Raw genomic sequence first — 26368 nt, 5'->3', positions numbered from 1 at the left:
ATACTACGCGATAGGTCTATATGAATTGAATCCGTTTTTATGGCCAACTCCCTTGACTCAAAGAGAGAAACACCTTCTAAAAAAACGGATTGGTGTTATTCCACTTTTAACCAATTCTGAGAAAGAAAAATTTTATAAAAGGGTGGCTTGGTTCAGAGCAAAAAAGCCCTATTCATTCAAAGGCCCTGTGCAGAATCGAGAAGAAATAAAGCTTTTGGTTAGTGCCGCTGGTGTTTTGGTCACTTTGGGGATGAAGCATTATAAATTTATTCGGTCTGTGCACCGCATTGTGATTTATCCTTCGGACTATTATTCCATTTTAAATAAGCGCCATCATGTTGGAGAATATAATGTTGGCTTGAAAACCCTTGTTTTTGCAGCCGATACTTTGGAAGATGGTTTTGTGGACGAAAGTGATAACCTAAATCTGGCAGTGCATGAATTTGCCCATGCCTTGTATTTTGAAAAAAGTGGAAAAAATACATGGGAAGCCCTTAGGTTTCAGTGGGGTTTCAAAAAAATACGACAAATTCATTCAGATACCCCAAAAATGGAACGTATTGTAGCGCTTGATTATTTTAGGGAATATGGACAGGCAAATGTCCACGAATTTTTTTCCATTCTTTGCGAAACCTATATGGAAACTCCGGAGTTGTTCAAGGAGAAATCCTCGGAATTGTATGAACTGATTCGAAAAATGCTCAACTTTGGATTTGGTAATTAAAAATGTACCCTAAAACTCACATTTGGGGTAATGCCCAATGAAATACTTTCTACCGCCTCTATTTCATTGTCTTCGTTGACCCGATAATATTTATTTAAACTATTCTTTCTATTGGTAAGGTTAAGAATGGAAACGCCGGCGTTGGCCTTTACATTTCTACTAAGGTCAAATTTGTAAATGGCCGAGGCGTCCACCCTTAGATACTCAGGTAATCGGCTGCTGTTGGGTGATTTATAATTGATTTGTGCAGGAAAAACGGTAGTGTCCAAGCCCAAATTCCCATCCTGCGGCTCGGTGATGGGTCTGCCCGATCTAAAATTGGCCCCCAATCCCATCTGTAGGTTTTTGTATGAATACGTACCCGCAAAGGTCAATGTGTGCCGAATATCCAGATTATTGGGAAAACTATTGGGAATTATGGTCTCAAACGTATAGTCGTTTTTGTTATAAGTATAACTTAACCAAGAACTGTAGTTGTCGCCCTTTTTATTGATCAAGAATTCGAAACCTTTTACATCATAACTGCCAATTTCGCCATTAAATTGGTTCTGGTTTTGGAATCCCTGGGTGCTGGTACTGATACCGTCCACTTTTTTATAGAAACCTTCGAGACCTAGATAGAAATTGTTTTTTTCGTAATTGATGCCAATAGAGCCCTGTTTGCTTTGTGTTATGGGAAGTGTATCATCATCAGACAAGATCCACCTACGTTTTTCTATGCCCAAAAAGTTTTGCTCCAGATCTATGATTTGGTTGGTAGTCTGACTTTTAAATTCACCCAAAACCTCACCTCTTAGATAGTTGGCAAGCCTAAAGCTCATGTTTAATCTTGGTTCAACCAAAAATTTGGTGAAAGTGCCAAGATTTTCAATGTAATTGAAACGAACCCCTGCTTTACCAATAAATGTGTTGCCATCCGATGTATATCCAATTTCGGTATGTGGGGCATGAATCCGGATAACTCCTTTTATTTCACTTTCAAAAAAAGGCTGGGTAAGTATCGTTGTGTTTTCGATACCCGTTTCAATATATTGATATCCACTGTGCAAGTGAAGTTTATCGGATAACTCATAATCTGTATCCAATTTAACGGCATTCTCCAACACTTGATTGTTTTGAAATAGCAATTGTATTTGATTTCCAAACAAACTTTCCGCGTCCAGATTGTAGCGGGAATAGTAGATGTTTAGGTTGGAAGAAAACCTATCGGTCCATCTGCTTTGCAATTGCCCCCCAACGGACAGGTTATTTTGATCTAGTAGACTATTGGTCGTCTCAAGGTCGGTGAGATTGTTTTCGGTGTAATCCAGATTGTTGGTTATACTGATGAAATTTAATCTCAATTGATGTTGATCATTGATGTCATAAAGCAATTTTCCGGTAAAGTCATAAAAAAAGAAGTTTTCGCTTCGCAAGATTTCATCATCTACGGCAATATTGTTTTGATTGGTAACCTTGCTATCCTGAAAAGCCCGATCAAAGAATTTATTGTAGGTTGGTGTATTCAAAAAATCGGTTGTGGAGCGTCTAGCAGAAAACTGCAACCCAATTTGGTCTGAAATAGGAATTTGCCCATAAACATCGCCACTAATAAAGTTAAATCCGGCTCCACCCGTAAAATAATCGGAGAGCTTATTATCTGTTTCCATTTGGATAACGCTGCTCACCCCATCTCCAAAAGCTGCAGGGGTACCATTTTTGATTACTGTGATTTTATCCGTCAAATAGGGGTTGAAGGCGGAAATCAACCCAAAAAAGTGTCCAGATTGGTACATTTTGATCCCGTTCCATAAAATCAGGTTTTGATCGTTGGTACCACCACGCACGTTGATGTCCGATACCGTTTCGTCTATACTTTTAATCCCGGGGAGTGCTTGTACAGTTTGAAGGATGTCCGGTTCAATAAGACCCGGCAAGATTCCAAATTCACTGGTATTTAGGGTAATACTTGCATCGGATTCTTTAATTATTCCTGTGGTGAGAAATTTGTAAACGATGACCTCTTTTAATTGCTCGTAGTACTGCGCCATTAAAATTTGGGGGCAGCCACCTCTTTTAATTAAATTATCAACCCCGACGTATTGGGTATTGTATCCCAGATACCTGATTTTTAATGTCCCGTTTCTCGGAATATTTTCAACAGTGAAAGTTCCATCCGGATTTGTGGTCAACGCTATTTCAGTCCCAAACACCTCAACGGTCGCCCCTGGAATGGTATTTTCGGCAAAATTGTCAAGTACTTTAGCACATACGGTAACCAAGGTTCGTTTTGTAAGGGTGTAATATCGATCACTAAGTTTTTGGGCTTTTATCTGAAATTGATTCTGGATAAACTCCAGAATATCATCAAGGGCGACGAGGTTGCTTGGAACTGAAACACTGATATCTTCCAAGTCTTCATTGATAAATGAAAATTTGATATCAAACTTGCTCTCAATCGCTTTGATGTATGAAATGAGGGGAACATGAGTTTCCTGTTGCTCCTGGCCCTGTACGTTGACAGAAAGGAGAACCAAAAAACCTAAGAAGAGACCAAAAAGGTAACTACGGAGTTTTTTCAGCATAGAAAAGCACATTATCACCCTTAATTTTGTAATTCATTCGAGACGGGGTGCTTATACTTTTTAACGCCATTTTCAAGTCTGTGTTGCTAAAAGTTCCGGTAAATAATAGATTTTTATCAACATTCTCTGTATTTACCTCAATATTGTATTGTCTTTCAAGTTCATTAAGGACATATCCCAATGGAATACGCTCAAATGAACTTTCGTTATTGATCCAACTAGGCTGATCTGTTTCAGGTGCAGAAGCGTCCATTGTTTTACCATTTAAGGCTATAAATGAGGTGCCGGCAGGCAACTTGGTTTCGATGCCATTGAAAGTTACACTGACCAGTCCTTCAAAGCAGGTTACTTCAAAAAAACCGTTCCTGTTTTCAACATTAAATTGGGTTCCCAAGACCGTTACGGTACCTTGATCCGTTGATACGGTAAATTTCTTGCCTTTGGCAACCTTAAAGAAAGCTTCTCCTTTTAGGTTGACATTTCGTTCTTGATCCCAATTTTTTTCATCATAGGAGATTTGGGAGCCAGCATTTAAAATAATTTCGGAATTATCGGGAAGAACCACCTCTGAACGCTCTGCAAATTGCGTAGTGACAGATGTATCCAATGTACTAACATAGAAATAGGAACCAGCAAGCATTACGGCAACAACCGCAGCAACACGTAAGAATTTCTTGAACGGATTCAAGGCAATCACCTTTGGTGCAGTGCCGATGCGCTCTTCCTTAAGCTGTGTCAAGGCTTGATCAACGTCAAATTCAGGGGCTTTCAAATTGCTTGAAACCTCCTTTAGTTTCTGATAAGAAGCATATTCGGCAGACTTTTTAAATTCCGCCAGCTCCTGTTCAGAAAGCGCTCCGCTAAGCCATTTTGCCAAGTAATTTTCTTGCATGATTTCTATGCTTTACGTTTTAATAACAACCCAGTTTCAAAAAACCCTACTTTTTATCAATTTGCAATTTTACAATTATCAATGGCTTCTTAATCAGAAAAATAACCTATTGTTCATTGATAATTGAACATTGACCACTGTCAAATACCGTCAATTTGCTCTCTCAGGGCCTTTAGCGCCAAATGCATTCGTTTTTCAATAGCTTTTACGCTTACTCCTTCCATTTCCGCAATTTCCGCATATTTTTTTCCATCAATCCGATTCAATAAAAAAGTGGTCCGCTGATTTTCTGGAAGACTGTTCAATGCATTATCCAATTTTTCCTGGTATTCTTTTTCTTCCAACAAGAATTCGGGCGACTCGTTTGAAATTTCCAAAGTGGGCTTTGCATACTTTAACCGAACTTTTTCAGCCTTGATCACATTCAAATACAGATTGTTGGCCACCGTATATAAATAGGATTTTGCTTTTTCGGGCATAACCTTGGCACAGTTCTCCCATAACTTAACAAAAGCCTCTTGCACAGCATCATGCGCCTTTTCCTCATTCCCAAACTTATAATATATATAGTTGAAAACCGTTTTGGAATTAGCTTTGAATATGGAGCTAAAGACCTGCTCTTCGCAAACGTTGTTCATTTAGGAGGGTTTGTCTTGCCCTCAAAGATATTTGAAAAAAATTAAGATCAGGTAGGGTTTTTTTTATTCGAGTTGTTTAAAGGGCAAAGCATAACCCAAAAAATCCAAATCGTTATGAAAAAGTTGATAAATAACTTAATGTACGTCACGCTGTTTGCTGTGGCACTTAGTTTTACTTCTTGTCAAGAAGAATTTGAAGAAGTAAACGGGGGCAATAACCAAGAAACCATTGAGGCGAATTCATCTACCGCCTTGTTGATCGAGAAAACATCTTCCCATGATGGTTCTTATGATAATATAGTGGACAGTGCTAGCTGTTTTGCGTTAAAATTCCCGTATACCGTAAATGTAAATGGTATTGATGTGACCATCGATTCCAAAGAAGATCTTCAAACTATTGAAGATATTTTTGATGAGGTGGATGTAGATGATGATATTTTGGAAATTCTTTTCCCCATTACCATCACTTATGCCGATTTTTCTGAGCTTGTTATTGAAAATAAGGAGCAATTAAGGGAATTGGCCGCCGAATGTGTTGAAGGAGGAGGAGATGATGATATTGAGTGTATCGACTTTGTATACCCGATTACCTTATTTACGTTTAATGCTGACAGCCAGCAAACAGGTGAGGTTATGGTTGAAAGTGATGAGCAATTGAGAAAGTTCTTTGACGGACTGGAAGATGGCGATCTTGTGAGTATCCAATATCCTGTTACCTTGAAAAAGTTTGACGGAACGGAAATAGTTGTTGATAGCAATGCCGAATTGGCGCAAGCTTTGGAAATGGCCAAAGACGAATGTGACGAAGATGACGATGATGATTTTAACGATGATGACTTTGACGAAGAAAGATTTGATTTCTGTTTGACCCAATGTCCATGGCAAGTACGTGAAGTGATCAGAGATGAGGTTAATCATACAGATCAGTACTTGGAATACCTAATGATATTCACAGAAGATGGAGGAGTTACTGTTAAAGACAGAGAAGGAAACATACTTAACGGTACCTGGAGCTCTAGCTTTACTGATCGTGGACCGCTTTTAACCCTTGAGTTTGATACTTTGGTGGACTTTACCCTAGAGTGGTTGGTATATGAAATAGGAGATCATACCATTAAACTTTATGCCGAAGGTGGTAACAAAATCATCATGAAGCAACTTTGTGAAGATGACATTCCAAACCCAGATACCTTAAGAGATATCTTGAAAGAGTGTGAGTGGATCATCAAAAAAGTGAAGAACCAAGGTGAAGAGATTGATAGATTGCTAGGATTTGAATTCAAGTTCTTACCCGAAGGTGTAGTTACTTTGAGCAATGGTGAAACAACTTCCGAAGGTACTTGGGAAATAGGCCCGAACAGTGAAGGAATCCCATCATTGTTGATTACCATGGGTGACGAGCCTGGAGTAAGTTTCGATTGGCCGTTGAGAGATCTTGATGATACAAGACTAAGGTTTGAGGTCGATGATATAGGTTATGAACTTATCCTATTGCGTGTCTGTGATGATAACAATGCCGATGCCGATGTTGTGGAAATCAGAACAGCCTTGAGGGCTGGAGCCTGGAAGATTGCTCAATATCTTGAAGGCGATGTTGATATGACTGCTGAATTTGATGGTTTGGATTTTTATTTCAATGAAATGCACCATGTGCAAGTAGATGAAAACGATAACCCCATTATTGAAGGCTTATGGAGAGTTATCAGAAACCATGATAATAGGTTGAAATTCTATTTGAATTTCGCAAATGATGCCAAGTTTGGTGAAATTACCGACGATTGGGACTTTGTTTCAGTGACCGCTGAAAGAATCGAAGTCAAAAGCGAAAGCGGTGATGGAACTATAGAAACCTTGGTCTTCGAAAGAATTTAAACATTTTTCCCCTATCTTTTTTGAAAAGGACGGCTCTCCCCAAAGCCGTCCTTTTCTTTTTATTCTTAAATTTGTCCCTCTTTTAAAATGACACAAAAAGATGTTTGATAATTTAAGTGAAAAGCTCGATAAAGCAATGCACGTCCTTAAAGGACATGGGCAAATAACCGAGATCAATGTTGCGGAGACCCTGAAGGAAATTAGAAGGGCATTGTTGGATGCGGATGTCAATTTTAAAATAGCCAAGGAATTTACCAATAAGGTGAAGGAAAAAGCATTGGGGCAAAACGTTTTGACCTCTTTGCAACCTGGCCAATTAATGGTCAAGATCGTAAAAGATGAACTGACCCAACTTATGGGAGGAGATGCGGAAGGAATTGACCTTTCAGGTAATCCATCCGTAATTCTAATGTCCGGTCTACAAGGTTCCGGTAAGACCACTTTTTCCGGAAAATTGGCCAATTTTCTTAAAAACAAGAAAACCAAGAAACCATTATTGGTAGCCTGTGATGTGTATCGTCCGGCGGCCATTGATCAGCTGCATGTGGTGGGTGAGCAAATTGGGGTTGAAGTATATTCCGACAGGGATAACAACGACCCGGTCAAAATTGCAAAAGCAGGCGTGGCCCATGCAAAGACGAACGGATGCAATGTGGTGATTATAGATACTGCTGGTCGTTTAGCCGTAGATGAGCAAATGATGACCGAGATTGCCAACATTCATAAGGCGGTTACACCACAAGAAACCCTATTTGTGGTAGATTCCATGACTGGTCAAGATGCGGTGAATACGGCCAAGGCTTTTAACGATGTACTGAATTTTGATGGTGTTATCCTAACAAAATTGGATGGTGATACCCGTGGGGGTGCAGCTATTTCAATCAAATCTGTGGTTGATAAACCAATAAAGTTCATCGGTACCGGTGAAAAAATGGAAGCTATTGATGTCTTCTATCCTGCACGAATGGCCGACAGGATTTTGGGAATGGGAGATGTGGTTTCCCTTGTAGAGCGTGCCCAAGAGCAATTCGACGAAGAACAAGCACGAAAAATCCAGAAAAAAATTGCCAAAAACCGCTTTGGTTTTGACGATTTCTTGAGTCAGATTCAGCAAATAAAGAAAATGGGGAATATGAAAGACCTCATGGGCATGATTCCCGGTGCTGGAAAAGCTTTGAAAGGATTGGACATAGATGACGATGCCTTCAAGCATATTGAGGCGATAATCCATTCCATGACGCCCGATGAACGTTCTACCCCTTCCAAATTAAATGCAAGTCGAAAAAAGCGTATTGCAGCGGGCAGCGGTCGTACCATTCAAGAGGTCAATCAATTGCTGAAACAATTTGAGCAAATGAGCAAGATGATGAAGATGATGCAAGGCGGAGGCGGCAAAAAAATGATGCAGATGATGCAAAATATGAGATGATTGTGAACCGTAACCAATAAACTTTCACCCTTTACCAATCACCCAAAAACCGACCAAAAATGGAAATTCTCGACGGGAAGAAGATATCAAACCAAATTAAAGATGAAATTGCCGTTGAAGTGGCCCAAATGAAAGAAAGGGGAGAGAAAGTCCCCCACTTGGCTGCGGTATTGGTGGGTAATGACGGTGCCAGCCTCACCTATGTGGGCAGCAAGGTACGTTCTTGCAAAAAAATTGGTTTCGAATCAACCCTGATTCATTTACCCGAAGAGACTACAGAAGATGAATTATTGGAGCAGGTAGCTGCCCTGAATGCTAACCAGGATATTGATGGATATATAGTACAACTTCCATTACCTAAGCACATTGATGAACAAAAAGTGCTAATGGCCGTTAATCCCGATAAAGATGTGGATGGATTTCACCCGACCAATTTTGGTAAAATGGCATTGGATATGAAATCTTTTATTCCGGCCACGCCTTTCGGTATTATGGAACTGTTGCGGAGATATGATGTTGAGACGGAGGGAAAGCACACGGTGGTTATTGGAAGAAGTCATATTGTGGGTAGGCCTATTAGCATCTTAATGAGTCAAAAGGGAAAAGCAGCTAATTCTACCGTAACCCTTACCCATAGCAGAACAAAAAATTTGACCTCATATACCAAAAATGCAGACATTATTGTTTCTGCATTGGGTGTTCCAGATTTTTTAAAAGGCGATATGGTCAAAGAAGGAGTTGTGATAATTGATGTGGGAATCACTCGCGTACCAGATGAGACCAAAGAAAAAGGATATTACATCACCGGCGATGTTGACTTTGCAGAAGTAAGCCACAAAGCATCATTTATTACCCCAGTACCTGGTGGTGTGGGTCCGATGACCATAGCCATGTTGTTAAAAAATACCCTTTTGGCCCGGGAGAGGCATAAAAACCAAGAATAGTTAATCTTTCTTTTCGTTTTCACTTGCAACCAGAATGCTTTCCTCCTCCTCGTTTGGGGAGATAAAATCCAAGTCGTTTTCCCCTTCTTCGTTGGTACAACTATAGAAAACTAGGGAAGAAAAGATTACCGTTACCAATAAAAGAACAGTTTTCATCACTAAAAAGATTTGGGGCCGATATTGCCTGTTCAACTTATTTTATAACGATTTAGAATTTTGAATCTTGTTTTTTAAGCCAATTATTCGATAACTTGTTCGTGAACCAAAGGAGATTTTAACATGATCGGAAATAAAGTAGCGTGGATTGTTTTTGCAATTTTAGCAATAGGGATTGGGCTTTACCCCCTAATGTATTTGTTTGTGGGAACGGATTTTGGGTTGTTGCAGAGCAAAACACCGGAACTGTTGGCCAGTCAAACATGGAATATCGCTTTTTATGGCCATATCAGCTTTGGAGGCCTCGCTTTGTTAACTGGTTGGTCGCAATTCAGTAAAAAAATAAGAGCTAAAAACCTTGGGCTTCACAGAAATTTGGGTAAAATCTATGTTATAGCTGCATTGATTAGTGGTATTTGTTCAATATATATTGGTTTTTTTGCTACTGGTGGAATAGTGTCAGCTGCTGGATTCATCAGTTTAGGCATCATTTGGCTATATACAACCTTAAAGGCGTATGGAGCCATTCGCTCTAAAGATTTACAGTTGCATCAAGGTATGATGATCTATAGTTATGCTGCTTGCTTTGCAGCGGTGACGTTAAGAATTTGGTTGCCCTTGCTGACGATGGCTTTTGGAGAGTTTTTAATAGCCTACAAAATTGTTGCCTGGTTATGCTGGATGCCCAATATGGTTTTCGCTTATTTCTGGGTGAGAAAGAAAGGAATTTTACTCGCTTGAAATTTAATCCTTGAGGATTTTCAGTTCAACTCTTCTAAAATCTATGGGTTGACCTTCACTTTGTAATGCGATAAAGCCTTCTTTTAGTGGCTTTCCGTTAATTTTCATCCGTTCATCATATCGGTTGGCGACACCCCCACCTATTTGAGGTTTACTGTATTCCAAAACCTTTTTTCCATTGATGATATGGGTGATCAGTGAATCTCCACGTACAATAAGCTCGGCCGTAACCCATTCTTCTGGGGGATAGGTCTCACTTGTTGATGAAATACAATGTCTGGGGTCTATTTTTCCTTCAAAAACTACATCGGTTCCCGGTGAGCACATATTGCCGGTAGGTCTTGACTTCCCTTTTTCAACTTCCGCTAAAAATTGCATTTCCACAGATATGGGCCAATCTTGTTCTTTGGGCATCGTTTTTGGGTCCTGTGAATGAAACATAACCCCACTATTCATTACCGTATAACTGGGAGCAGAGTCATACCACGGACGAGCAAAACGGTACTCAACAACCAAATGGTAGTTGGAATAAGGGGTGTTATAATACAAATGGCCATAACGTTCATTGTAATCTCCCTTGTACCGGTCGTACCGCACCTTCAAAATCCCATCTTCAACCCTAAAAGTATCGCCAAAATTATCGCCTACTTCGTAATGATGTATTTTAACTGTCCAATCGTCGATATCCTTCCCGTTAAACAATTTTATCCATTCGCTTTTTGGGGTGCAACCTCCAAAGCATACACAAAAAAGAACTAGGAACAAAGTTAACCTTGATAGATTCCGTACCATAAAGTTTTATTTGGCAAATAACTGTTGCATATCCTTGAAGGCCTTAAATTCCAAAGCATTTCCTGCGGGGTCTAGAAAAAACATGGTGGCCTGTTCACCAACCTCACCCTCAAATCGAATATAAGGTTCAATGATGAATTCGATTCCCTTGGCCTTTAAATCTTTTGAAAACGATTGGAAAACGTCCCAGGGCAATACCACACCGTAATGCGGAACCGGAACGTTCTTGCCGTCGACCGGGTTGGTATGCAGTTCTTCTTCGGTTTTTGGTTTATAATGAATCACCAATTGATGCCCAAAAAGATTAAAATCGACCCAATGGTCACTGCTTCGACCTTCTTCACAATTCAAAATATCCCTATAAAAATTTCGACATTCAGCTAAATTATGGACGGGAATGGCAATATGAAAAGGAGTAATGTTCTGCATAATGAATAAAGGTAAATTGTGATTGCTAACCTTGCAAAGGTAGTTGGGAATTTTTGTGAAAACTACAGATTATTCCTTATAAAATAACATTCATGGTTTATGTTGTGTTGATGGTATAAAAAAATTCAGACAACAAACAAATGTGATTACCTTTAGTAACTATCAGTATAACCAATTGAATAGCAACTAAAATGAAGAAAATAGCGATTCTGATATCGTTGGTAATTATCGGTTCTTGCAAAAAAGCACAAAAGACCGAAAACGAGAAAGTAAGTGTAGAAGAAACAAAACCTACACCCGAAGAGTGGGTATATCTCTTTGATGGGACCAGTACCGAAGGTTGGAGGGCTTATGGTGGAGAAAGCTTACCTCCAGGATGGACCATAAAAGATAGCACACTGACCTTTGATACGGAGTTGGGATTGGAACAAGATTACAAAGGAGGAACAGATATAATCTATGGAGCTGAGGAGTTCGATAATTTTGAGCTTTATTTGGAATGGAAACTTCCCGAAGGCGGCAATAGCGGTATTTTTTACCATGTTAAGGAAGGATATAAGGGACCTCCTGTTGTCTCACCGGAATATCAACTTATTGATGATGAAAACTATGCCAAAATCCATGATTTAACGGAATATAACTCCCAGTTTGGGGCAGAACATCCCGAATTGTTGCAGGACTGGCAGAAAACGGGCGCTGATTATGCCATGCATGTTGCCGATGAATCCCAAAAAGTATTAAACCCAGTAGGGGAATGGAATTCTTCAAAGATTGTTTTCACCCCGGAAAAAGTAGAACATTGGCTCAATGGTAAAAAATTGTTGGAGTTTCAACCCTGGTCCGAGGATTGGAACAAAAAGAAAAATTCTGGAAAATGGGATGACGCCCCAGATTACGGAAAATTCAAAAAGGGATTCATTGCATTGCAAGACCATTCTAGCCCAATTTGGTTTAAAAACATAAAAATTAAAAAACTATAAACCGGATTGTGGGAAATATGAAGCTGTTTTTCATTTTTTTCTGCTTTGCAGTTTTTGCAACTCCTTGTCTGGGCCAAGATGACATTACTGGAGATGCCGATTTTGTGACGCTTTTCAATGGTGAAAATCTAGATGGATGGATTGGCAATAAGAAGTCATATCGTGCCGAAAATGGAAATATTATAGTTGACCCCAATGGAGGTGGAAGTGGTGGCAATCTATTTACAGAAGGTCAGTACAGTAATTTTGTTTTTAAGTTTGAATTTCAATTGACGCCAGGAGCCAACAACGGATTGGGTATTCATGCCCCATTGGAAGGTGATGTGGCTTACGTTGGTAAGGAATTGCAGATTTTGGACAATAGCGCCGAAAAATACGCTAAATTAAAACCATACCAATACCATGGCTCGGTTTATGGGGTCATTTCAGCTAAACGTGGTTTTCTGAAACCTGTTGGAGAATGGAATGAACAAGTAGTCACAGTGAATGGCTCCAAAATCCAAATTGTTCTTAATGATAACATCATTTTGGATGGGGATTTTCAAGAAGCGTCCAAAAATGGAACATTGGATAAAAATGAGCATCCTGGATTGCAAAGAACAAGAGGTCATATTGGTTTTTTAGGGCACGGAGATGTTGTTCGTTTTAGAAATGTTAAAATCAAAGAATTGCCATCAGAATAATAATTTATAACGTAGTAGTATGAGTAAAAAGAAATCAAATCAAGATAGGAGGAATTTTTTGAAGAAAAGTGGTGTGGGCGCCCTCGGGCTGTTGGCAGCACCTTCCGTGCTTAGTGCCAATGAAAAGTTAAGAGCAATAAAGCCGGAGGGCAGGATACGCACAGCGCATATTGGAGTGGCCAATATGGGGGCTGCTGACCTTAATGATATTTCATCACATCCTCAGGTTGATGTTGTGGCACTCTGCGATGTGGATGCCATCAACTTATCCACTGCCCGAAAAAAACATCGTAAGGCCCGCGTATTTTTTGATTACCGTGTGATGTTGGACGAAATGGCCGATGAAATTGATGCCGTAATCGTATCCACGCCAGACCATACCCACGCCCCAGCATCATTACTGGCAATGGAAATGAACAAGAATGTGTACTGCCAAAAACCTCTGACCCATTATGTGTCTGAATCAAGAGCCATGAAAAAAATGGCCCAAGAGAAAGGCTTGGTAACCCAAATGGGCATACAGGTACACTCATTCTACGATTATAAATTGGCTACGTTGCTTATACAGGACGGTATTATTGGAAAAGTCCACACCGTGCATGCTTGGAGCCCAAAATCTTGGGGATACAATGGTGCCGAACCGGAAGGGGAAGACCCTGTACCGGCACAGTTGGATTGGAATCTTTGGCTGGGCACTTCGGCTGAGCGACCTTATAAGGAAGGATATTACCATCCAGGGAACTGGCGAAAGCTTATGGATTATGGATGTGGCACTTTGGGCGATATGGGCGTTCATATTTTTGACACGCCTTACAATGCATTGAACCTTGATGTTCCAAGGACCATTAAAAATGAATGCCGCGAACCTAACGGTTTTGGATATCCGGAAAATAATACGGTTACCTACGAATTTCCAGGAACGGAATACACCGGTAAATCATTAAAATGGATTTGGTACGATGGCCCGGGTATGCCCCCAGCACATGAAGATTTGGTGCTGCCAGGTGCTAAAAGCACGTCAAAGACCAAAAAGACCACCAAAACCGATATTTCTTTGGATGCCGGCGTTGCCGGAGAGGGCCAACTACCGGATCAGGGAGCTATGTTCGTAGGGACAAAGGGGCGCTTGCTTTTACCTCATTTCATGCAGTTGCCCAGAAAAATTGTACGGGGCAAATACGTGGACATTTCCAAAGAAATTGCTAAACAGAATTTGGGAGAGCCCATAAGAAATTATGAAAGTGAAGGACCCAAGCACTATCACCAATTTATTGATGCCTGTTTGGGCAAGGACAAATGTACTGCACCTTTTGAATATGCGGCACGTTTGACAGAAACTATTCTGTTGGGCGTTATAGCAGGACGTTTTCCAAATCAAACCCTACATTGGGACAGTGAAAAGGCAAGATTTGCCGAAGAGGAAGCCAATCAATATTTGGAAGGGGAATATAGAAAGTTCTAGTTCATCCCTTTTAATGGAGAATTTAAAGGTCCCAAATACAGAAAAAAGTGTTTGGGATTTTTTATTGGACGGACGATGTCACAAGAAATTCAATGATTTCATTGTTTACTTCCTCTTGATGCATTGAGTGCCCCAAACCCTCAGTGCTGATCAGTTTGCTGTTTTTCCAATTTGAATGCACCTGTTCCGATGCATGATAGGGAGCTACGGCATCCAATCGATCATGAAACAATAAGCCCTTTTTGGTATTGGATTGCGCAAATTTTGAAGTGGAAAATTCCTCAATTTGAAACCCAAACCGATTCAGGATATAATCGTCAAGGATTCCCATAAACCGATCGCTGAACTTTAAAAGATCTTGATAGTGGCTCATAAGCTCATGAAATTCTGATGGAGCTCCAATAACCACAATTTTCTCCACATCTGCATTCGGATTTTTGTATTCGTTGTACATCAATGTCATTCCACCAACAGAATGGCCTATCAGATGCTTCGGATTATATTTTTTTACCATATGGTGCACAGCTTGCTCATACAATGGAACGTACAAAAGCTTGCCAGAAGAATGTCCATGTGATGGTGCATCAAAAGCAATAACATTGAAATCAGCCTCCTGTAGCTTTTGGATAAGATTTCTCCAACGAAATGTGTTACTCTCCCAGCCATGGACCAACAGAACCGTTTCTTTTTTTCCTGGCCAATGATACGACTGTAAGGTATGGTCTGCTACGGTTTCTAAACCATTTTTAGCTTTTTCCAGATAATCCTTCTGCTGTGGTTGCACCTTTCCGCGTCTTACCGTACAAAAAAGATTGAATGCTTTATGGGCTGCTTTTTTTGGAGCAAAAAGAGAATAAAAATTAAAATATTGCCCGTAGACAAGGGGAAGTATTTTGATGAGCAGTTTTTTCATATGGTTACTTTTTGTAACTTACTCTTTATTAGAAACTAAAATTACACATTCATTTTAGAAGAAAAAAGAAGTCACCTCGACAAAACCAAGTATGGAAATGGAAACTATTACTGAAAATCAACAAGTTAGAATGGCAAAAAAATTGCAAAAAATGTTTGGCCATATTGATTACAAGAACCCACCAGAACTTTGCCCAGTTCGTGATGTAATGTCAGTCGCTTCTGATCAATGGAGTACGCTAATTATTTTGTGGTTGGGCTACTTTCCGGTTTTACGGTTCAACAAGCTTAAAAAATTCGTCTACGGGATTTCGAGTAAGGTACTGAGTCAACGATTAAAAGTGTTGGAGGCTGATGGGTATATCTCAAGAAAGGTTTATGCCGAAGTGCCCATTCGTGTTGAGTACAGCCTCACCGATTTTGGGCAATCTTATGTGGAACGTCTTTTGGAATTAACGGAGTGGATGCAAATGAACAGTCCTAAAGTATTGGCCAATCGGGAAAAATACGGTTTGCTTTAGTCTTTTAATCGATTCCAGATATCAATATACATTTTCCAGGAACCAGCTACTTTTTTCCAAACCACTACGTATTTGCCTTTCCATTTTGAAATGGGCTCACTTGCTTTTTGACTAGTACCACTATAATAACCATAATCGTAGGCATAATCACCAATAATGTTGATTTCCGAGGCATCCATGCTATGTGAAAGTATTTTGGTCGCTTTTCCCATTTCCCATCGGGCTTTGATGGCTTCGCGTCCTTCCACAATAGGTATTCCTAAAGGAATAAGTTTCGCATCATGGGTGTAAATGTTGGCCATGGCACCGAAATCTTGTTCGATATAAGCTTTTGAAAAGCTTTTCGAAGCAGCCATTATTTTATACTTTTCCTCGGGATTTGATGAAGAAATTTTACCATTGGAACAATCAATTTTCCAAGTGGGAAACACGACTGATTCTGTCTTGTCCACCCATTCCCCAATCCATTTGAACCCTTTTTCATCAATATCATAAAAGGACAATCTGTAAAAGCCATCCGTGCCATTGGGCGCTTTTTGTTCGCGATAGAGCACAATTTTGCCTTCCTCAGTTTTGTTGCCCTCCCAAGTACTCAATCTTGTCGAGACTGTTCGCGAGGTATAATAATGCACATACCATCGTGTACTATCTTGACTGAATTGACGAATACTTCCTGAGTGTGTCCCATCCTCTTTTAACGTTTCATCTTGAACCCCCATTCCGTTCATAATGTACTTGAAACGCCAAATCATATCCACCGGTTTCGCCCATGTTTGGTCCGCATTGCGACTATATGATTTACAATTGCATTCTCCTATCAACGGAGCAAAATCCAATAGTTCCTTTGGGGCATTAGGGTTCGGAAGTCCAAATGGATGTTCCGAGGAGGTGTCGAAATCATATTGGGCCAAAATCAGAGCAGGCACCAAAAATAAAAATGGGAGAAAAGCGGTTTTCATGTGGATGGTTTTGCCCATCAAATTACCGAAATGAAGGCACGAAGAGACCTTCTTTAGCAATTAATTAACAGCTGCTATTCCCACGCTAGCATCAGGTATTTTATTTTGGCGGTAGGCGGTATTTGAACTGCTTCGATTTTGGACGAAGTATACCTAAGATTGGAGGGCAATTCTTCCTTGTCTATGGTAAAATACAGGTTGCTTTCCTTTGGAAAGATGACAATGCTATTGATTGTGGTCACAATTTTTTTGATTTGGTAATTGTCTTGGATATCCTTAAAAGTACTATGTAACCCAATGCCTTTGCCCGTTTTATAGCGGGTATCGAAAATACGAATGTTCTCTACTGTAGGGATACTATCCGAGCTCGAAGTAAGTGTTAATAGATGTTTACCGTTCTTTTGATAAATTTTAATCTTACCAGATTCAGGCTTTATGGTATCCTTTGCAATGGAATCCTTTATAAAAACCTGTTCCAAATTGACCACCGCGGTTTCACTTAAAAGTGGACCTACGGAATGCTCAGTAATTAAAAACGAGGTATCCTTTTCACCGCAACTTATAAAAAGCAACAAAACACAAATTCCAAATACCAAAACTATTTTTCTCATATAACTGACTACTGACTAACGAATAACCTTTTTTAATACACCGAGAACCCCACGAATAAAAGTTGCACTGGTAAGCACTTTTACTACTGGATTCATACGGGTGCTTCGTCTCGATGAAGAACTTCTTCTTGAAGAAGATTTTCGCTTGTCCTCCCTTTCCTTTTCTTTTTCAGCCTCTCTTTCGGCTTTTTCAATTTTTTCATTAAGGATTTCATAGGCGCTTTCGCGGTCTATTTCCTCGTTGTATTTTTTAATAAGCTTGGATTTGCCTAATGCTTCTTTGAGTTCTGCATCCGTTAATACATCCATTCTGCTCATTGGTGCACGCAAAAGTGTAGCGGCCAAAGGGGTTGGTCTACCTTTTTCATCCAAAGCGGAGATCAATGCCTCTCCGATTCCAAGGGAAGTGAGGACTTCTTTGGTATCATAAAATTCCGAATCAGGATAATTTTCAGCGGTCAATTTTATGGCTTTTCTATCTTTTGCGGTGAAGGCGCGAAGGGCATGTTGCACTTTTAAACCCAGTTGCGCCAAAACATCATCTGGTACATCGGTTGGGTTTTGGGTAACAAAATACAGCCCAATTCCTTTGGAACGAATCAATTTGACGATGCTTTCAATTTGGTCTAAAAGCGCTTTGGACGCTTCTTTGAAAATTAAATGGGCCTCATCAATGAAAAGAATCAATTCTGGCCTGTCACTATCGCCTTGTTCCGGAAAAGTGGCATATATTTCGGCTAAAAGACTCAACATAAAAGTGGAAAACAGTTTGGGTCTATCTTGAATATCGGTCAATCGGATAATGTTGATATAACCTCTTCCATTTTCATCAATTCGGACCAAGTCGTCAACGTCGAAGGACTTTTCTCCAAAAAAGAGATCAGCACCTTGTTGTTCCAACTCAATTATTTTTCTAAGAATGGTTCCGGTTGAACTGGTTGAAATACGGCCATAGGCATCTTGAAATTCCTTTTTTCCCTCGCCAGTGGCGTATTGAAGTACTTTTTTAAAGTCTTTTAAATCCAATAAAGGCAGTTTATTGTCATCACAATACTTAAAGACCACCGCGACAATACCTTCTTGAGTGACGGAGAGGTCTAAAATTCTTGATAACAAAACGGGACCAAATTCGGAAACTGTTGCCCGGAGGCGAACCCCGTCTTGTTCTGAAAGGGATAATATTTCAACAGGAAACCCCTTTGCTTCAAACGGGAGTCCAATTTTTTCATGACGTTCATCAATCTTGGGATGTCCAGGACTGGGCTGCGCAATACCGCTCAAATCTCCTTTTAGGTCCATGAGCAATACAGGAATGCCTTTTTCGGAAAGGTTTTCGGAAATAACTTGAAGTGTCTTTGTTTTTCCAGTTCCTGTTGCTCCGGCAATCAGCCCATGTCGGTTGAGTGTTTTAAGCGGAACTTTCACAAACGCGTTGGTTACGGCCTCTCCATTGAACATCCCGGCACCCATGGTAATGTAATCACCTTTGGTGGTATATCCCTTTTCAATATGTTCAAAGAATTTTTCGGTAGTGCTCATGGAATTCAATTTGAGATAAAAATAGGGTAATTTTAAGCAATTCTGAAACGGGAAATATAAACATTTCATTGGGGTTGTGAAGTAATCCAACCCTGCAACGTATCTTTGTGCCATGGTTTCAGAACAGCTTGATGATTTGGTGGAAAAGGGGCTAATGCTTCCCTTGATGGAGGAATTTTATACGATTCAGGGTGAAGGGTATCACAAAGGAACTGCCGCATATTTTGTACGAATAGGGGGATGCGATGTGGGTTGTCATTGGTGCGACGTAAAGGAAAGTTGGGATGCGAAAACCCATCCACCGACAGCAATCGAAGAAATTATAGGGAATGCTGCAAAATATTCAAATACGATCGTCATTACCGGGGGAGAGCCATTAACTTGGGATATGGGCCCACTTACTGCCGGTTTGAAAGCTAAAAATCTAAAAACCCATATTGAAACTTCTGGAGCTTACCCTTTAACCGGGACATGGGACTGGATTTGCCTTTCTCCAAAGAAAAATAAGCTTCCTCAAAATGAGATTTATGAGGTTGCTGATGAGTTAAAGGTAATCGTATACAACAAGCACGATTTTGCCTTTGCCGAAGAACAAGCAGCAAAAGTCAATGAAAATTGCATTTTATACCTGCAACCTGAATGGAGTGTTCGGGAAAAAATGATTCCCCTTATTGTGGAATATGTAATGCAGAATCCTACATGGATCGTATCTTTACAAACCCATAAATATTTGAATATACCCTAGAGTTGTTAGATGTTGGAAGCGGGTATTTTTATCATTACTAAATCCTAAACACTCTAAAAATTATCGACCTCCGTTACTTTGGAGATCTAAAATACATTCTGCATCCAATGCTGGAACGGCAGCAGCTCCTTTAGAGGCTCTGCTTTCCAACATTTTCATGGTGGGTCCGCCAAACTGAAGTTCTGCTCTCATCAAGCAGCCTTGTACATTACAGTGATTTTCTGCATCGGGGTCTTCGTGATCATTGACAGGAGGAGTGCCCAGATTTACAAGCCCGAACAAATGCCCAAACTCATGGTTAAGGGTGGCGCTTTCAACATCGGTTACACTGATCAAATTGCTCTGGCCTGCCAATTGTCTAACGGTAGCTTCATAAATGATCATTGAAGTATTCCTGTAAACCGCTCCCAATGTCACCAATCCCTCGCTTTCATCATCACCATCGGAAGGTGCATCGGCAAAATAGATATAGATGGCCAAGGTTGAACCGCTGTTATATTCGGTTCTATTGTCACCTTCCAAATCGGCAATTTCCTGTAAGGTCAAGGTTTCCTCATTGGGTGACGACAACGGAGTGAAGGTGAATTCTATATCTGTTTTGAATGTTCTCTCCCTAAGAAAAGTCTCAAAATTGTCCATGGTGGCATTTGTTGGACGAAATCCGTTCACATAAGCGATCTCAATCAATAACTTATCAAAATTGGTATTGGAAAGAATATCGTTTGCCGAAGCTCCAGTGGCCAACAGATTGGCAGATTTATCCACGGTTACCGGATCAGGGGTAACATCAGAATCTTTGGAACAGGCCAAAATAATACCCAGGCAAAAAAGGGAATAAACTAAAATTTTCTTTTTCATGGTAAATACTATTTAAATAGAACGCTCCAACAACGGGTTCTATTATTTTTTAATAGACAATTTGGCTAAATAGTCGAAATGCTCGCCAGATATTACAATTTCACAGTTTAAATTATTGCCTTCACAGGCATTCTTTAAGGTGTTGATATCGATATAAAGCCAGGGAAAAGGTAAGCTTTTTTGACCTTTATATTCCATTTGAAAGCTTACGTCACCATAATACTTGGTATTGTCAGGAATCCAATAGCCACCATCTTCATCCTGATCGAACATATAGATAATATCGCTAGAATCTAGGAGAATTTGACCTTTTGGATTTAATAAAGACTTCAAATGCTTTAAAAACTTGTCAATATCGCTCAATTTTCCGGCCAAACCAATGCCATTCATTAAAAGAAGTATGGTATCAAATTTTACTCCTTTAAAATCCAAAAAATCCGATTGTACCACTGATTTGACCCCTCTTTTTCTGCAAACTGCGATGGCGCCATTAGATTGGTCCAAAGCAGTTACTTCAAAACCTTTATTTTGCAAGTATAACGCATGGTTTCCTGCTCCGCAGCCGACATCCAAAACCTTTCCGTTTGCCATTTTCAATGCCTTTTGTTCCAAAAGGGGCATATCATCAAAATTTCGAAACAAATAGGGCAGGGGCAAGTGGTCCTCTTCATCCAAAGAAGAATACGTTTTAATATCCTCGGTATAGTTTCCGGAATGATAATCCAACAGCGCTTGTCCTAAAATATCGTCCATATATATTGAAATGGTGATGCAAAAATGGGACTTTAATCATAGATAAAGGTTTAAATGGATGCAGTTTTTTATGTTTGTGTATTATGAAGGAAGAATTGGAGGAACTGCCCAAAAAAGCAAAGGAAAAGCATACGGAAAACAAGAAGTTTTTTGCAAGATTGAAGAAAAAGCCACCAAAAAAACTGGATTATATCATGCAAGAGCTGCATGAAGAGGAGTTTGAGCGTACTGATTGCCTAAGCTGCGCCAACTGCTGCAAAACTACTGGGCCCTTATTCACAAACACAGATATTGAACGTATAGCGAAGCATTTTAGGTTGAAACCGTCGCAACTTATTCAACAATACCTCAGAATTGATGAGGAAAACGATTATGTATTGCAGCAAGTGCCCTGCGCTTTTTTGGGAAGTGATAATTATTGTTCCATTTACGATGTAAGGCCGAAGGCCTGCAGAGAGTTTCCGCATACGGACCGTAAAAAGTTCCATCAAATCAATAACCTTACGTTAAAGAATGTGGCTATTTGTCCGGCGGCTTTCAATATCGTTGAGGAAATGAAGAAGAAAATTAAACTTTGACGATTTCTTATATTTGGAAGTATGGAACAAATCATGACCTACTTTGAAAGCATCCCCGCATTGCACCGAAGCCTTATTTTGGTTGGGGGAATCACTTTTTTCTGGATTTTGGAAGGCATTGTGCCTCTCTTTAATATTCCATATAAGAAATGGCGGCATTCGGTTCCCAATTTCTTTTTTACGTTGACTACAATCCTTGTCAATTTTCCGCTGGCATTTTTGTTTGTAAAAACCTCTGATTGGGCGATTGCGAACGAATTTGGAATCATCAATTGGTTACCGGAGATGCCCCTTTGGCTTTATGTGGTGTTGGGAGTGATGCTGCTGGATTTGATCGGGGCATATACGGCCCATTGGGTTGAGCACAAGGTAAAACCACTTTGGATGGTGCACTTGGTACATCATTCAGATCATAATGTGGATACAACAACTGCTAATCGTCATCATCCGCTAGAAAGTCTGATACGATATGTGTTTACGCTAATTGGTATTTTCATCGTTGGCGCACCGGTGGGAATTATTATGCTGTACCAAAGTATGTCCGTAGTGCTATCGCAGTTCAATCACGCTAATGTTAAGCTGCCAAAAAGAGTCGATAATGCAATAAGTTGGGTAATTGTTAGCCCAAATATGCACAAAGTGCATCACCATTACAAGCTACCTTATACGGATTCCAATTATGGAAACATTTTTTCCATTTGGGATAGAATATTTGGCACTTTTATGACTTTGAGTCCAGATAAGATTGTCTATGGTGTGGATACTTTTCCAGATGAAAAAGAGAACTCTAGCATTGTTGGTTTATTAAAACAGCCTTTCCATAAATATCGCAGGCCAACAACAGAGACTGATGGATAGATTCAGTTAATTGGGGATAGTTTTTGCAATGTCAGGTCGAGCACAGTCGAGACCTATTTCAGTATTTGAAATCAATCATAAATCAAATACTTTCCCCGAATCTTTTTAAAGGCTTCCAATGGTGCTTGCCAAGTTTTTTTGATTTCTTCCTCGGTCATTCCAGCTTCAATTTGCTTTTGCAGTTCTTCGGTTCCAGCATGTTTGGTGAATCCAGAAGTATTGAAGAATCTTTCTTTTTTGTTAGAATTTTTATAGGCATCAATCAGCCATTGAAGAGATGCCGAGTTCATCCGCTGGTGATTGGACAAGTCTTTTCCAAAACATTTTTTATTTTCTTCTTTAGGGTATTTTGACCCGAAGTTGGGTTCGGGAACGTAGCTGAAATTATATTTTGTGCTATCCAAAAAAGAAGCTCCATAGCGTTGAAATTGAAATTCTGTTCCACGGCCGGCGTTGATGTTTGTGCCCTCAAAAAGCCCCAAGCTTGGGTAAAGCGTGATGGAGACATCATTGGGCAGGTTGGGCGAAGGCCTAATGGGCAAATGATATGTGGAGTTATGCGTGTAGTTTTGAAGGGGAATAACGGTCAAGTCAGCTTTTTTACCGCCTTCAAGCCATCCTTCCTCGTTGACCATATGGGCATATTCACCAATGGTCATCCCGTACACCAAAGGAATTTCGGTCATACCTAAAAATCCTGTATGCTCTTTTTTCATCGTCGGGCCGTCCACATAATGCCCATTGGGATTAGGCCTATCCAAAACCAAAATCGGAAGGTTGTTTTCTGCACAAGCCTCCATGACCAACTGTAGCGTGGCAATGTAAGTATAGAATCGTACCCCAACATCTTGGATGTCAAAAACAATGATATCCAATTCCTTGAGCTGTTCGGAAGAGGGCTTTCGGTTTTTTCCATAAAGAGAAATTATCGGCAATCCTGTTTTGGCATCCAATCCATCCTTAACATGTTCGCCCGCATCAGCTTTCCCACGAAAACCGTGCTCTGGCGCAAAAACTTTGTCCACGTTTACGTTTAGCGCCAGTAACGAATCCACCAGATGGGTATGTCTTTCATTTTTAAAAATGACACTGGTCTGATTGGCGACAATCCCAACTTTTTTTCCTTGGAGATGTGGAAGGTAAACCAAGGTTCTATTGGCACTGACTATAACTGGTACTGGGGTATTCGTTTTTATGTTTTCCACGATGGATTTATTTGATTTTTCCTGTCCTCTACAAGATGAAAACAGCAAAACCAACAATAAAACTGTACTTTTGAAAAGAGATAAAATGGGCATTCGTTGAATTTAGAATTGTTTATTGCCAAGCGCCTGATTACAGGGAAGGAGCATAAAATTAGTATTTCCGCACCTATAATAAAAATTGCCATTGCAGCCATTGCCATTGGCATTGTTATGATGCTTATTGCTATGGCTACAGGTGTTGGGCTCAAACATAAGATTCGAGAAAAAGTAGCTGCCTTCAACGGCCATATCCAAATCTCTAATTACGACAACAATACTTCTGAGGTTTCGGTTGCCCCGGTTGCCCTTGAACAAGATTTTTATCCTGATTTTAAAGATGTTGAGGGTATTTCACATGTTCAGGCGGTTACTACAAAAGGAGGAATAATCAGAACTACTGACACCTTTGAAGGAATGCTCGCCAAAGGAGTGGGGAAAGATTATAATTGGACTTACTTTGACGAATATCTGGTTGATGGAAGGCTGCCCGATTATTCTGAAAAACTAAATAGTGAAGTATTGATTTCAAGAATCAAAGCCAACCTATTGAACCTAAAAGTGGGCGATTCGTTTTTTGCCATCTTCCTTAAAGAAAATGACCCATCCAAACCGCCTAACAACCGAAAGTTTGAGGTTGTTGGCATTTATGATAGCGGATTTGAAGAATTTGACCGCGACATTGTTTTTGTGGACATTCGTCATATTCAGCGAATGAACAAGTGGAAAGCTGATGAAATTGGAAATTTTGAGGTCTTTGTCCAGGATTTTGACCAAATGGAGGCAAAAAGTAATGAGATTTACGGCAAAACACTTTCCAGTTTAGATACCCAAAACATCAAAAGTAAATATTTCAGAATATTTGAGTGGATTGGCCTGTTCGATTTTAACATTGGACTTATCATTGGAATTATGATCATTGTTGGTGGCATAAACATGATCACTGCCCTATTGGTGCTTATTTTGGAACGGACCCAAATGATAGGTGTTCTAAAAGCCCTGGGGTCGGATAATTGGAGCATTAGAAAAGTGTTTTTATATAATGCGACCTATCTTATTTCCATAGGATTGCTTTGGGGCAATGGCATCGGCCTAACGCTGTTATACCTTCAAAATAAATTTCGGTTCCTCAAGTTCCCAAATCCTGAGGAATATTATATCGAATACATTCCCGTGCATATGGATGTGTCCACCGTACTTCTACTCAACATAGGTGTTATGCTCTTATGCCTATTAATGTTATTGGTGCCTTCGTACATCATCACCAAAATCACACCCGTTAAGGCCATTAAGTTTGAATGATTAGGTATAATTGTTGAATGCAAAGTTTTGAAGGTTCATTCCTTAACCATTCGTTTTTTGCAACTTAACGGCCGTTCTTTCTTAGCTTTTTTAATGTTTTACCCTTTTAGTGAGAAGATATCCAAAAATGTAAGGGTCAAAAAATCAAACTGTCCAAAAGAGTACCTTTGCAACGATTATGAAGTACGCTAACAATATTCTTGAGACCATTGGGGATACACCTTTGGTGAAACTTAATAAGCTTACGGCCGAGTTGCCCTGTTTGGTACTGGCCAAATACGAAACTTTCAATCCAGGAAACTCGGTCAAGGACCGTATGGCCCTTCAAATGGTGGAAGATGCGGAGGCTGCCGGACTCTTAAAACCGGGAGGAACCATCATTGAGGGAACTTCTGGAAATACAGGAATGGGACTTGCCTTGGCCGCCGTTGTCAAAGGCTACAGGATGATCTGCGTTATCAGTGACAAGCAATCCAAAGAGAAGGTAGATATTTTGAAGGCCGTAGGAAGTGAAGTTCACGTGTGTCCAACCGATGTGGCTCCTGACGACCCAAGAAGTTATTATTCAACAGCGCGTAGACTGTCTAACGAAATTCCAAATTCCTGGTATGTAAACCAATATGATAATCCAAGCAATACCAAAGCCCATTATTTAAGTACGGGTCCTGAAATTTGGAAGCAGACCGATGGCAAGGTTACCCACTTTGTGGTGGGAGTCGGCACAGGAGGGACCATTTCGGGGGTGGGGACCTATCTTAAAGAACAAAATCCGGATATTAAAGTCTGGGGAATTGACACCTATGGCTCAGTGTTCAAAAAATACCATGAAACCGGTATTTTTGATGAAAATGAAATCTATCCGTATGTTACCGAAGGTATCGGTGAGGATATCCTTCCAAAAAATGTAAACTTTGATATTATTGACGGTTTTACCAAGGTAACCGATAAAGATGCGGCCGTTTACACCCAACGATTGGCTAAGGAAGAAGGAATGTTTCTGGGAAATTCTGCCGGAGCTGCCATTAAGGGACTTCTACAGTTAAAAGAACATTTCGCAAAGGACGATGTGGTCGTTGTCCTTTTTCACGATCATGGCAGTCGTTATGTGGGCAAAATGTTCAATGATGACTGGATGCGGGAAAAAGGGTATATAGATTAAAATATCCCTAAATTAGGACGGTAAAA

27 protein-coding genes are annotated in these 26368 nt (G+C 40.1%); 14 read left to right on the top strand and 13 right to left on the bottom strand.

All coding sequences use genetic code 11. From position 1 onward, the window contains the following. Nucleotides 1–52 precede the first annotated feature (52 nt). Nucleotides 53–724 carry a zinc-dependent peptidase gene (locus tag ACULLG_RS16260; RefSeq protein ID WP_452127855.1) on the top strand — a complete coding sequence of 224 codons (672 nt, stop codon included), beginning with the start codon at nt 53–55 and terminating at the stop codon, nt 722–724. Here the strand turns inward: ACULLG_RS16260 and ACULLG_RS16255 are convergent. From ACULLG_RS16255 to ACULLG_RS16245, 3 genes are all read right to left on the bottom strand, one after another. Further along, nucleotides 721–3288 carry a TonB-dependent receptor gene (locus ACULLG_RS16255; protein ID WP_452127854.1) on the bottom strand — a complete coding sequence of 856 codons (2568 nt, stop codon included), beginning with the start codon at nt 3286–3288 and terminating at the stop codon, nt 721–723. The genes ACULLG_RS16260 and ACULLG_RS16255 overlap by 4 nt on opposite strands. Next, entirely contained in the window at nt 3269–4180 is a 912-nt protein-coding gene (locus ACULLG_RS16250; protein WP_452127853.1) for a FecR family protein, read from the bottom strand. Before ACULLG_RS16250 ends, ACULLG_RS16255 begins: the two co-directional genes overlap by 20 nt. Nucleotides 4181–4320: 140 nt before the next feature. Next, a complete protein-coding gene (locus ACULLG_RS16245; RefSeq protein WP_452127852.1) occupies nt 4321–4818 on the bottom strand; it encodes an RNA polymerase sigma factor in 498 nt (165 codons plus the stop codon). A 114-nt stretch (nt 4819–4932) separates the two neighbouring features. On the opposite strand from ACULLG_RS16245, the gene ACULLG_RS16240 reads away from it, so the two are divergent. The 3 genes from ACULLG_RS16240 to folD all read left to right on the top strand — a co-directional run bounded on the left by ACULLG_RS16240 (nt 4933) and on the right by folD (nt 9063). After that, entirely contained in the window at nt 4933–6690 is a 1758-nt protein-coding gene (locus ACULLG_RS16240) for a hypothetical protein (protein WP_452127851.1), read from the top strand. Nucleotides 6691–6790: 100 nt separating this feature from the next. After that, the gene (ffh, locus tag ACULLG_RS16235; protein WP_452127850.1) at nt 6791–8119 is read left to right on the top strand and encodes a signal recognition particle protein; all 1329 of its coding nucleotides are present in this window, start codon (nt 6791–6793) and stop codon (nt 8117–8119) included. Nucleotides 8120–8178: 59 nt separating this feature from the next. Next, a complete protein-coding gene (gene folD, locus ACULLG_RS16230) occupies nt 8179–9063 on the top strand; it encodes a bifunctional methylenetetrahydrofolate dehydrogenase/methenyltetrahydrofolate cyclohydrolase FolD (protein ID WP_452127849.1) in 885 nt (294 codons plus the stop codon). Here the strand turns inward: folD and ACULLG_RS16225 are convergent, their stop codons facing one another. After that, the gene (locus ACULLG_RS16225) at nt 9064–9219 is read right to left on the bottom strand and encodes a hypothetical protein (protein WP_452127848.1); all 156 of its coding nucleotides are present in this window, start codon (nt 9217–9219) and stop codon (nt 9064–9066) included. A 123-nt stretch (nt 9220–9342) separates the two neighbouring features. Between ACULLG_RS16225 and ACULLG_RS16220 the strand changes: the two genes are divergently transcribed. Next, the gene (locus tag ACULLG_RS16220; protein ID WP_452127847.1) at nt 9343–9960 is read left to right on the top strand and encodes a DUF2306 domain-containing protein; all 618 of its coding nucleotides are present in this window, start codon (nt 9343–9345) and stop codon (nt 9958–9960) included. Nucleotides 9961–9963: 3 nt separating this feature from the next. On the opposite strand, the gene ACULLG_RS16215 is transcribed toward ACULLG_RS16220, so the two are convergent. Both ACULLG_RS16215 and ACULLG_RS16210 read right to left on the bottom strand, forming a co-directional pair. After that, the gene (locus ACULLG_RS16215; protein ID WP_452127846.1) at nt 9964–10752 is read right to left on the bottom strand and encodes a 3-keto-disaccharide hydrolase; all 789 of its coding nucleotides are present in this window, start codon (nt 10750–10752) and stop codon (nt 9964–9966) included. A gap of 6 nt (nt 10753–10758) precedes the next feature. Further along, the gene (locus ACULLG_RS16210) at nt 10759–11181 is read right to left on the bottom strand and encodes a VOC family protein (protein ID WP_452127845.1); all 423 of its coding nucleotides are present in this window, start codon (nt 11179–11181) and stop codon (nt 10759–10761) included. Between the two features lie 191 nt (nt 11182–11372). On the opposite strand from ACULLG_RS16210, the gene ACULLG_RS16205 reads away from it, so the two are divergent. From ACULLG_RS16205 to ACULLG_RS16195, 3 genes are read left to right on the top strand one after another with little or no spacing between them, the layout of a single operon-like run. Next, nucleotides 11373–12161, top strand: a complete 789-nt coding sequence (locus tag ACULLG_RS16205) for a 3-keto-disaccharide hydrolase (RefSeq protein WP_452127844.1) — start codon at nt 11373–11375, stop codon at nt 12159–12161. A gap of 17 nt (nt 12162–12178) precedes the next feature. Further along, complete coding sequence (locus ACULLG_RS16200) at nt 12179–12844, top strand: 3-keto-disaccharide hydrolase (RefSeq protein ID WP_452127843.1); 666 nt, start codon at nt 12179–12181, stop codon at nt 12842–12844. 19 nt (nt 12845–12863) lie between these two features. Beyond that, nucleotides 12864–14306 carry a Gfo/Idh/MocA family protein gene (locus tag ACULLG_RS16195; protein ID WP_452127842.1) on the top strand — a complete coding sequence of 481 codons (1443 nt, stop codon included), beginning with the start codon at nt 12864–12866 and terminating at the stop codon, nt 14304–14306. Between the two features lie 61 nt (nt 14307–14367). Here the strand turns inward: ACULLG_RS16195 and ACULLG_RS16190 are convergent, their stop codons facing one another. Next, the gene (locus ACULLG_RS16190) at nt 14368–15219 is read right to left on the bottom strand and encodes an alpha/beta hydrolase (RefSeq protein WP_452127841.1); all 852 of its coding nucleotides are present in this window, start codon (nt 15217–15219) and stop codon (nt 14368–14370) included. 97 nt (nt 15220–15316) lie between these two features. On the opposite strand from ACULLG_RS16190, the gene ACULLG_RS16185 reads away from it, so the two are divergent. Beyond that, the gene (locus tag ACULLG_RS16185; RefSeq protein ID WP_452127840.1) at nt 15317–15739 is read left to right on the top strand and encodes a winged helix-turn-helix transcriptional regulator; all 423 of its coding nucleotides are present in this window, start codon (nt 15317–15319) and stop codon (nt 15737–15739) included. Here ACULLG_RS16185 and ACULLG_RS16180 read toward each other — a convergent pair. The 3 genes from ACULLG_RS16180 to ACULLG_RS16170 all read right to left on the bottom strand — a co-directional run bounded on the left by ACULLG_RS16180 (nt 15736) and on the right by ACULLG_RS16170 (nt 18848). Continuing rightward, nucleotides 15736–16698, bottom strand: coding sequence for a YybH family protein (locus ACULLG_RS16180; RefSeq protein ID WP_452127839.1), 963 nt, complete (start codon nt 16696–16698; stop codon nt 15736–15738). The genes ACULLG_RS16185 and ACULLG_RS16180 overlap by 4 nt on opposite strands. Before the next feature lie 74 nt (nt 16699–16772). Further along, on the bottom strand, nt 16773–17309 hold the full coding sequence (locus ACULLG_RS16175) for a hypothetical protein (RefSeq protein ID WP_452127838.1): 537 nt from the start codon (nt 17307–17309) through the stop codon (nt 16773–16775). Nucleotides 17310–17324: 15 nt separating this feature from the next. Further along, nucleotides 17325–18848, bottom strand: a complete 1524-nt coding sequence (locus ACULLG_RS16170) for a helicase HerA-like domain-containing protein (RefSeq protein ID WP_452127837.1) — start codon at nt 18846–18848, stop codon at nt 17325–17327. Between the two features lie 112 nt (nt 18849–18960). Between ACULLG_RS16170 and ACULLG_RS16165 the strand changes: the two genes are divergently transcribed. Continuing rightward, complete coding sequence (locus ACULLG_RS16165; protein ID WP_452127836.1) at nt 18961–19593, top strand: 7-carboxy-7-deazaguanine synthase QueE; 633 nt, start codon at nt 18961–18963, stop codon at nt 19591–19593. 60 nt (nt 19594–19653) lie between these two features. On the opposite strand, the gene ACULLG_RS16160 is transcribed toward ACULLG_RS16165, so the two are convergent. Together ACULLG_RS16160 and ACULLG_RS16155 are read right to left on the bottom strand one after the other, a co-directional pair. Then, on the bottom strand, nt 19654–20451 hold the full coding sequence (locus tag ACULLG_RS16160) for a hypothetical protein (protein WP_452127835.1): 798 nt from the start codon (nt 20449–20451) through the stop codon (nt 19654–19656). A 42-nt stretch (nt 20452–20493) separates the two neighbouring features. Further along, nucleotides 20494–21204: a class I SAM-dependent methyltransferase gene (locus tag ACULLG_RS16155; protein ID WP_452127834.1), complete on the bottom strand. Its 711-nt coding sequence runs from the start codon at nt 21202–21204 to the stop codon at nt 20494–20496. Between the two features lie 83 nt (nt 21205–21287). Here ACULLG_RS16155 and ACULLG_RS16150 point away from each other — a divergent pair, with 83 nt between their 5' ends. Then, the gene (locus ACULLG_RS16150) at nt 21288–21782 is read left to right on the top strand and encodes a YkgJ family cysteine cluster protein (protein WP_452127833.1); all 495 of its coding nucleotides are present in this window, start codon (nt 21288–21290) and stop codon (nt 21780–21782) included. A gap of 21 nt (nt 21783–21803) precedes the next feature. Beyond that, complete coding sequence (locus ACULLG_RS16145; protein ID WP_452127832.1) at nt 21804–22640, top strand: sterol desaturase family protein; 837 nt, start codon at nt 21804–21806, stop codon at nt 22638–22640. 71 nt (nt 22641–22711) lie between these two features. Here ACULLG_RS16145 and ACULLG_RS16140 read toward each other — a convergent pair whose 3' ends face one another. Beyond that, entirely contained in the window at nt 22712–23938 is a 1227-nt protein-coding gene (locus ACULLG_RS16140) for an exo-beta-N-acetylmuramidase NamZ family protein (RefSeq protein ID WP_452127831.1), read from the bottom strand. Between the two features lie 3 nt (nt 23939–23941). On the opposite strand from ACULLG_RS16140, the gene ACULLG_RS16135 reads away from it, so the two are divergent. Further along, nucleotides 23942–25183 carry an ABC transporter permease gene (locus tag ACULLG_RS16135; protein WP_452127830.1) on the top strand — a complete coding sequence of 414 codons (1242 nt, stop codon included), beginning with the start codon at nt 23942–23944 and terminating at the stop codon, nt 25181–25183. Nucleotides 25184–25361: 178 nt separating this feature from the next. Continuing rightward, entirely contained in the window at nt 25362–26342 is a 981-nt protein-coding gene (locus ACULLG_RS16130) for a PLP-dependent cysteine synthase family protein (RefSeq protein ID WP_452127829.1), read from the top strand. Nucleotides 26343–26368: the final 26 nt, after the last annotated feature.

Source organism: Flagellimonas sp. 2504JD1-5, from assembly GCF_053618295.1.
This window is presented reverse-complemented; position numbering and strand designations above follow the sequence as displayed.

Coding starts and splice junctions, on each gene's coding strand:
- ACULLG_RS16130 (WP_452127829.1), top strand. CDS start 25,362: ATGAAGTACGCTAACAATATTCTTGAGACCATTGGGGATACACCTTTG.
- ACULLG_RS16155 (WP_452127834.1), bottom strand. CDS start 21,204: ATGGACGATATTTTAGGACAAGCGCTGTTGGATTATCATTCCGGAAAC.
- ACULLG_RS16225 (WP_452127848.1), bottom strand. CDS start 9,219: ATGAAAACTGTTCTTTTATTGGTAACGGTAATCTTTTCTTCCCTAGTT.
- folD (WP_452127849.1), top strand. CDS start 8,179: ATGGAAATTCTCGACGGGAAGAAGATATCAAACCAAATTAAAGATGAA.
- ACULLG_RS16180 (WP_452127839.1), bottom strand. CDS start 16,698: ATGAAAACCGCTTTTCTCCCATTTTTATTTTTGGTGCCTGCTCTGATT.
- ACULLG_RS16170 (WP_452127837.1), bottom strand. CDS start 18,848: ATGAGCACTACCGAAAAATTCTTTGAACATATTGAAAAGGGATATACC.
- ACULLG_RS16165 (WP_452127836.1), top strand. CDS start 18,961: ATGGTTTCAGAACAGCTTGATGATTTGGTGGAAAAGGGGCTAATGCTT.
- ACULLG_RS16205 (WP_452127844.1), top strand. CDS start 11,373: ATGAAGAAAATAGCGATTCTGATATCGTTGGTAATTATCGGTTCTTGC.
- ACULLG_RS16200 (WP_452127843.1), top strand. CDS start 12,179: ATGAAGCTGTTTTTCATTTTTTTCTGCTTTGCAGTTTTTGCAACTCCT.
- ACULLG_RS16195 (WP_452127842.1), top strand. CDS start 12,864: ATGAGTAAAAAGAAATCAAATCAAGATAGGAGGAATTTTTTGAAGAAA.
- ACULLG_RS16245 (WP_452127852.1), bottom strand. CDS start 4,818: ATGAACAACGTTTGCGAAGAGCAGGTCTTTAGCTCCATATTCAAAGCT.
- ACULLG_RS16175 (WP_452127838.1), bottom strand. CDS start 17,309: ATGAGAAAAATAGTTTTGGTATTTGGAATTTGTGTTTTGTTGCTTTTT.
- ffh (WP_452127850.1), top strand. CDS start 6,791: ATGTTTGATAATTTAAGTGAAAAGCTCGATAAAGCAATGCACGTCCTT.
- ACULLG_RS16145 (WP_452127832.1), top strand. CDS start 21,804: ATGGAACAAATCATGACCTACTTTGAAAGCATCCCCGCATTGCACCGA.
- ACULLG_RS16150 (WP_452127833.1), top strand. CDS start 21,288: ATGAAGGAAGAATTGGAGGAACTGCCCAAAAAAGCAAAGGAAAAGCAT.
- ACULLG_RS16215 (WP_452127846.1), bottom strand. CDS start 10,752: ATGGTACGGAATCTATCAAGGTTAACTTTGTTCCTAGTTCTTTTTTGT.
- ACULLG_RS16210 (WP_452127845.1), bottom strand. CDS start 11,181: ATGCAGAACATTACTCCTTTTCATATTGCCATTCCCGTCCATAATTTA.
- ACULLG_RS16140 (WP_452127831.1), bottom strand. CDS start 23,938: ATGCCCATTTTATCTCTTTTCAAAAGTACAGTTTTATTGTTGGTTTTG.
- ACULLG_RS16240 (WP_452127851.1), top strand. CDS start 4,933: ATGAAAAAGTTGATAAATAACTTAATGTACGTCACGCTGTTTGCTGTG.
- ACULLG_RS16255 (WP_452127854.1), bottom strand. CDS start 3,288: ATGCTGAAAAAACTCCGTAGTTACCTTTTTGGTCTCTTCTTAGGTTTT.
- ACULLG_RS16220 (WP_452127847.1), top strand. CDS start 9,343: ATGATCGGAAATAAAGTAGCGTGGATTGTTTTTGCAATTTTAGCAATA.
- ACULLG_RS16185 (WP_452127840.1), top strand. CDS start 15,317: ATGGAAACTATTACTGAAAATCAACAAGTTAGAATGGCAAAAAAATTG.
- ACULLG_RS16190 (WP_452127841.1), bottom strand. CDS start 15,219: ATGAAAAAACTGCTCATCAAAATACTTCCCCTTGTCTACGGGCAATAT.
- ACULLG_RS16250 (WP_452127853.1), bottom strand. CDS start 4,180: ATGCAAGAAAATTACTTGGCAAAATGGCTTAGCGGAGCGCTTTCTGAA.
- ACULLG_RS16160 (WP_452127835.1), bottom strand. CDS start 20,451: ATGAAAAAGAAAATTTTAGTTTATTCCCTTTTTTGCCTGGGTATTATT.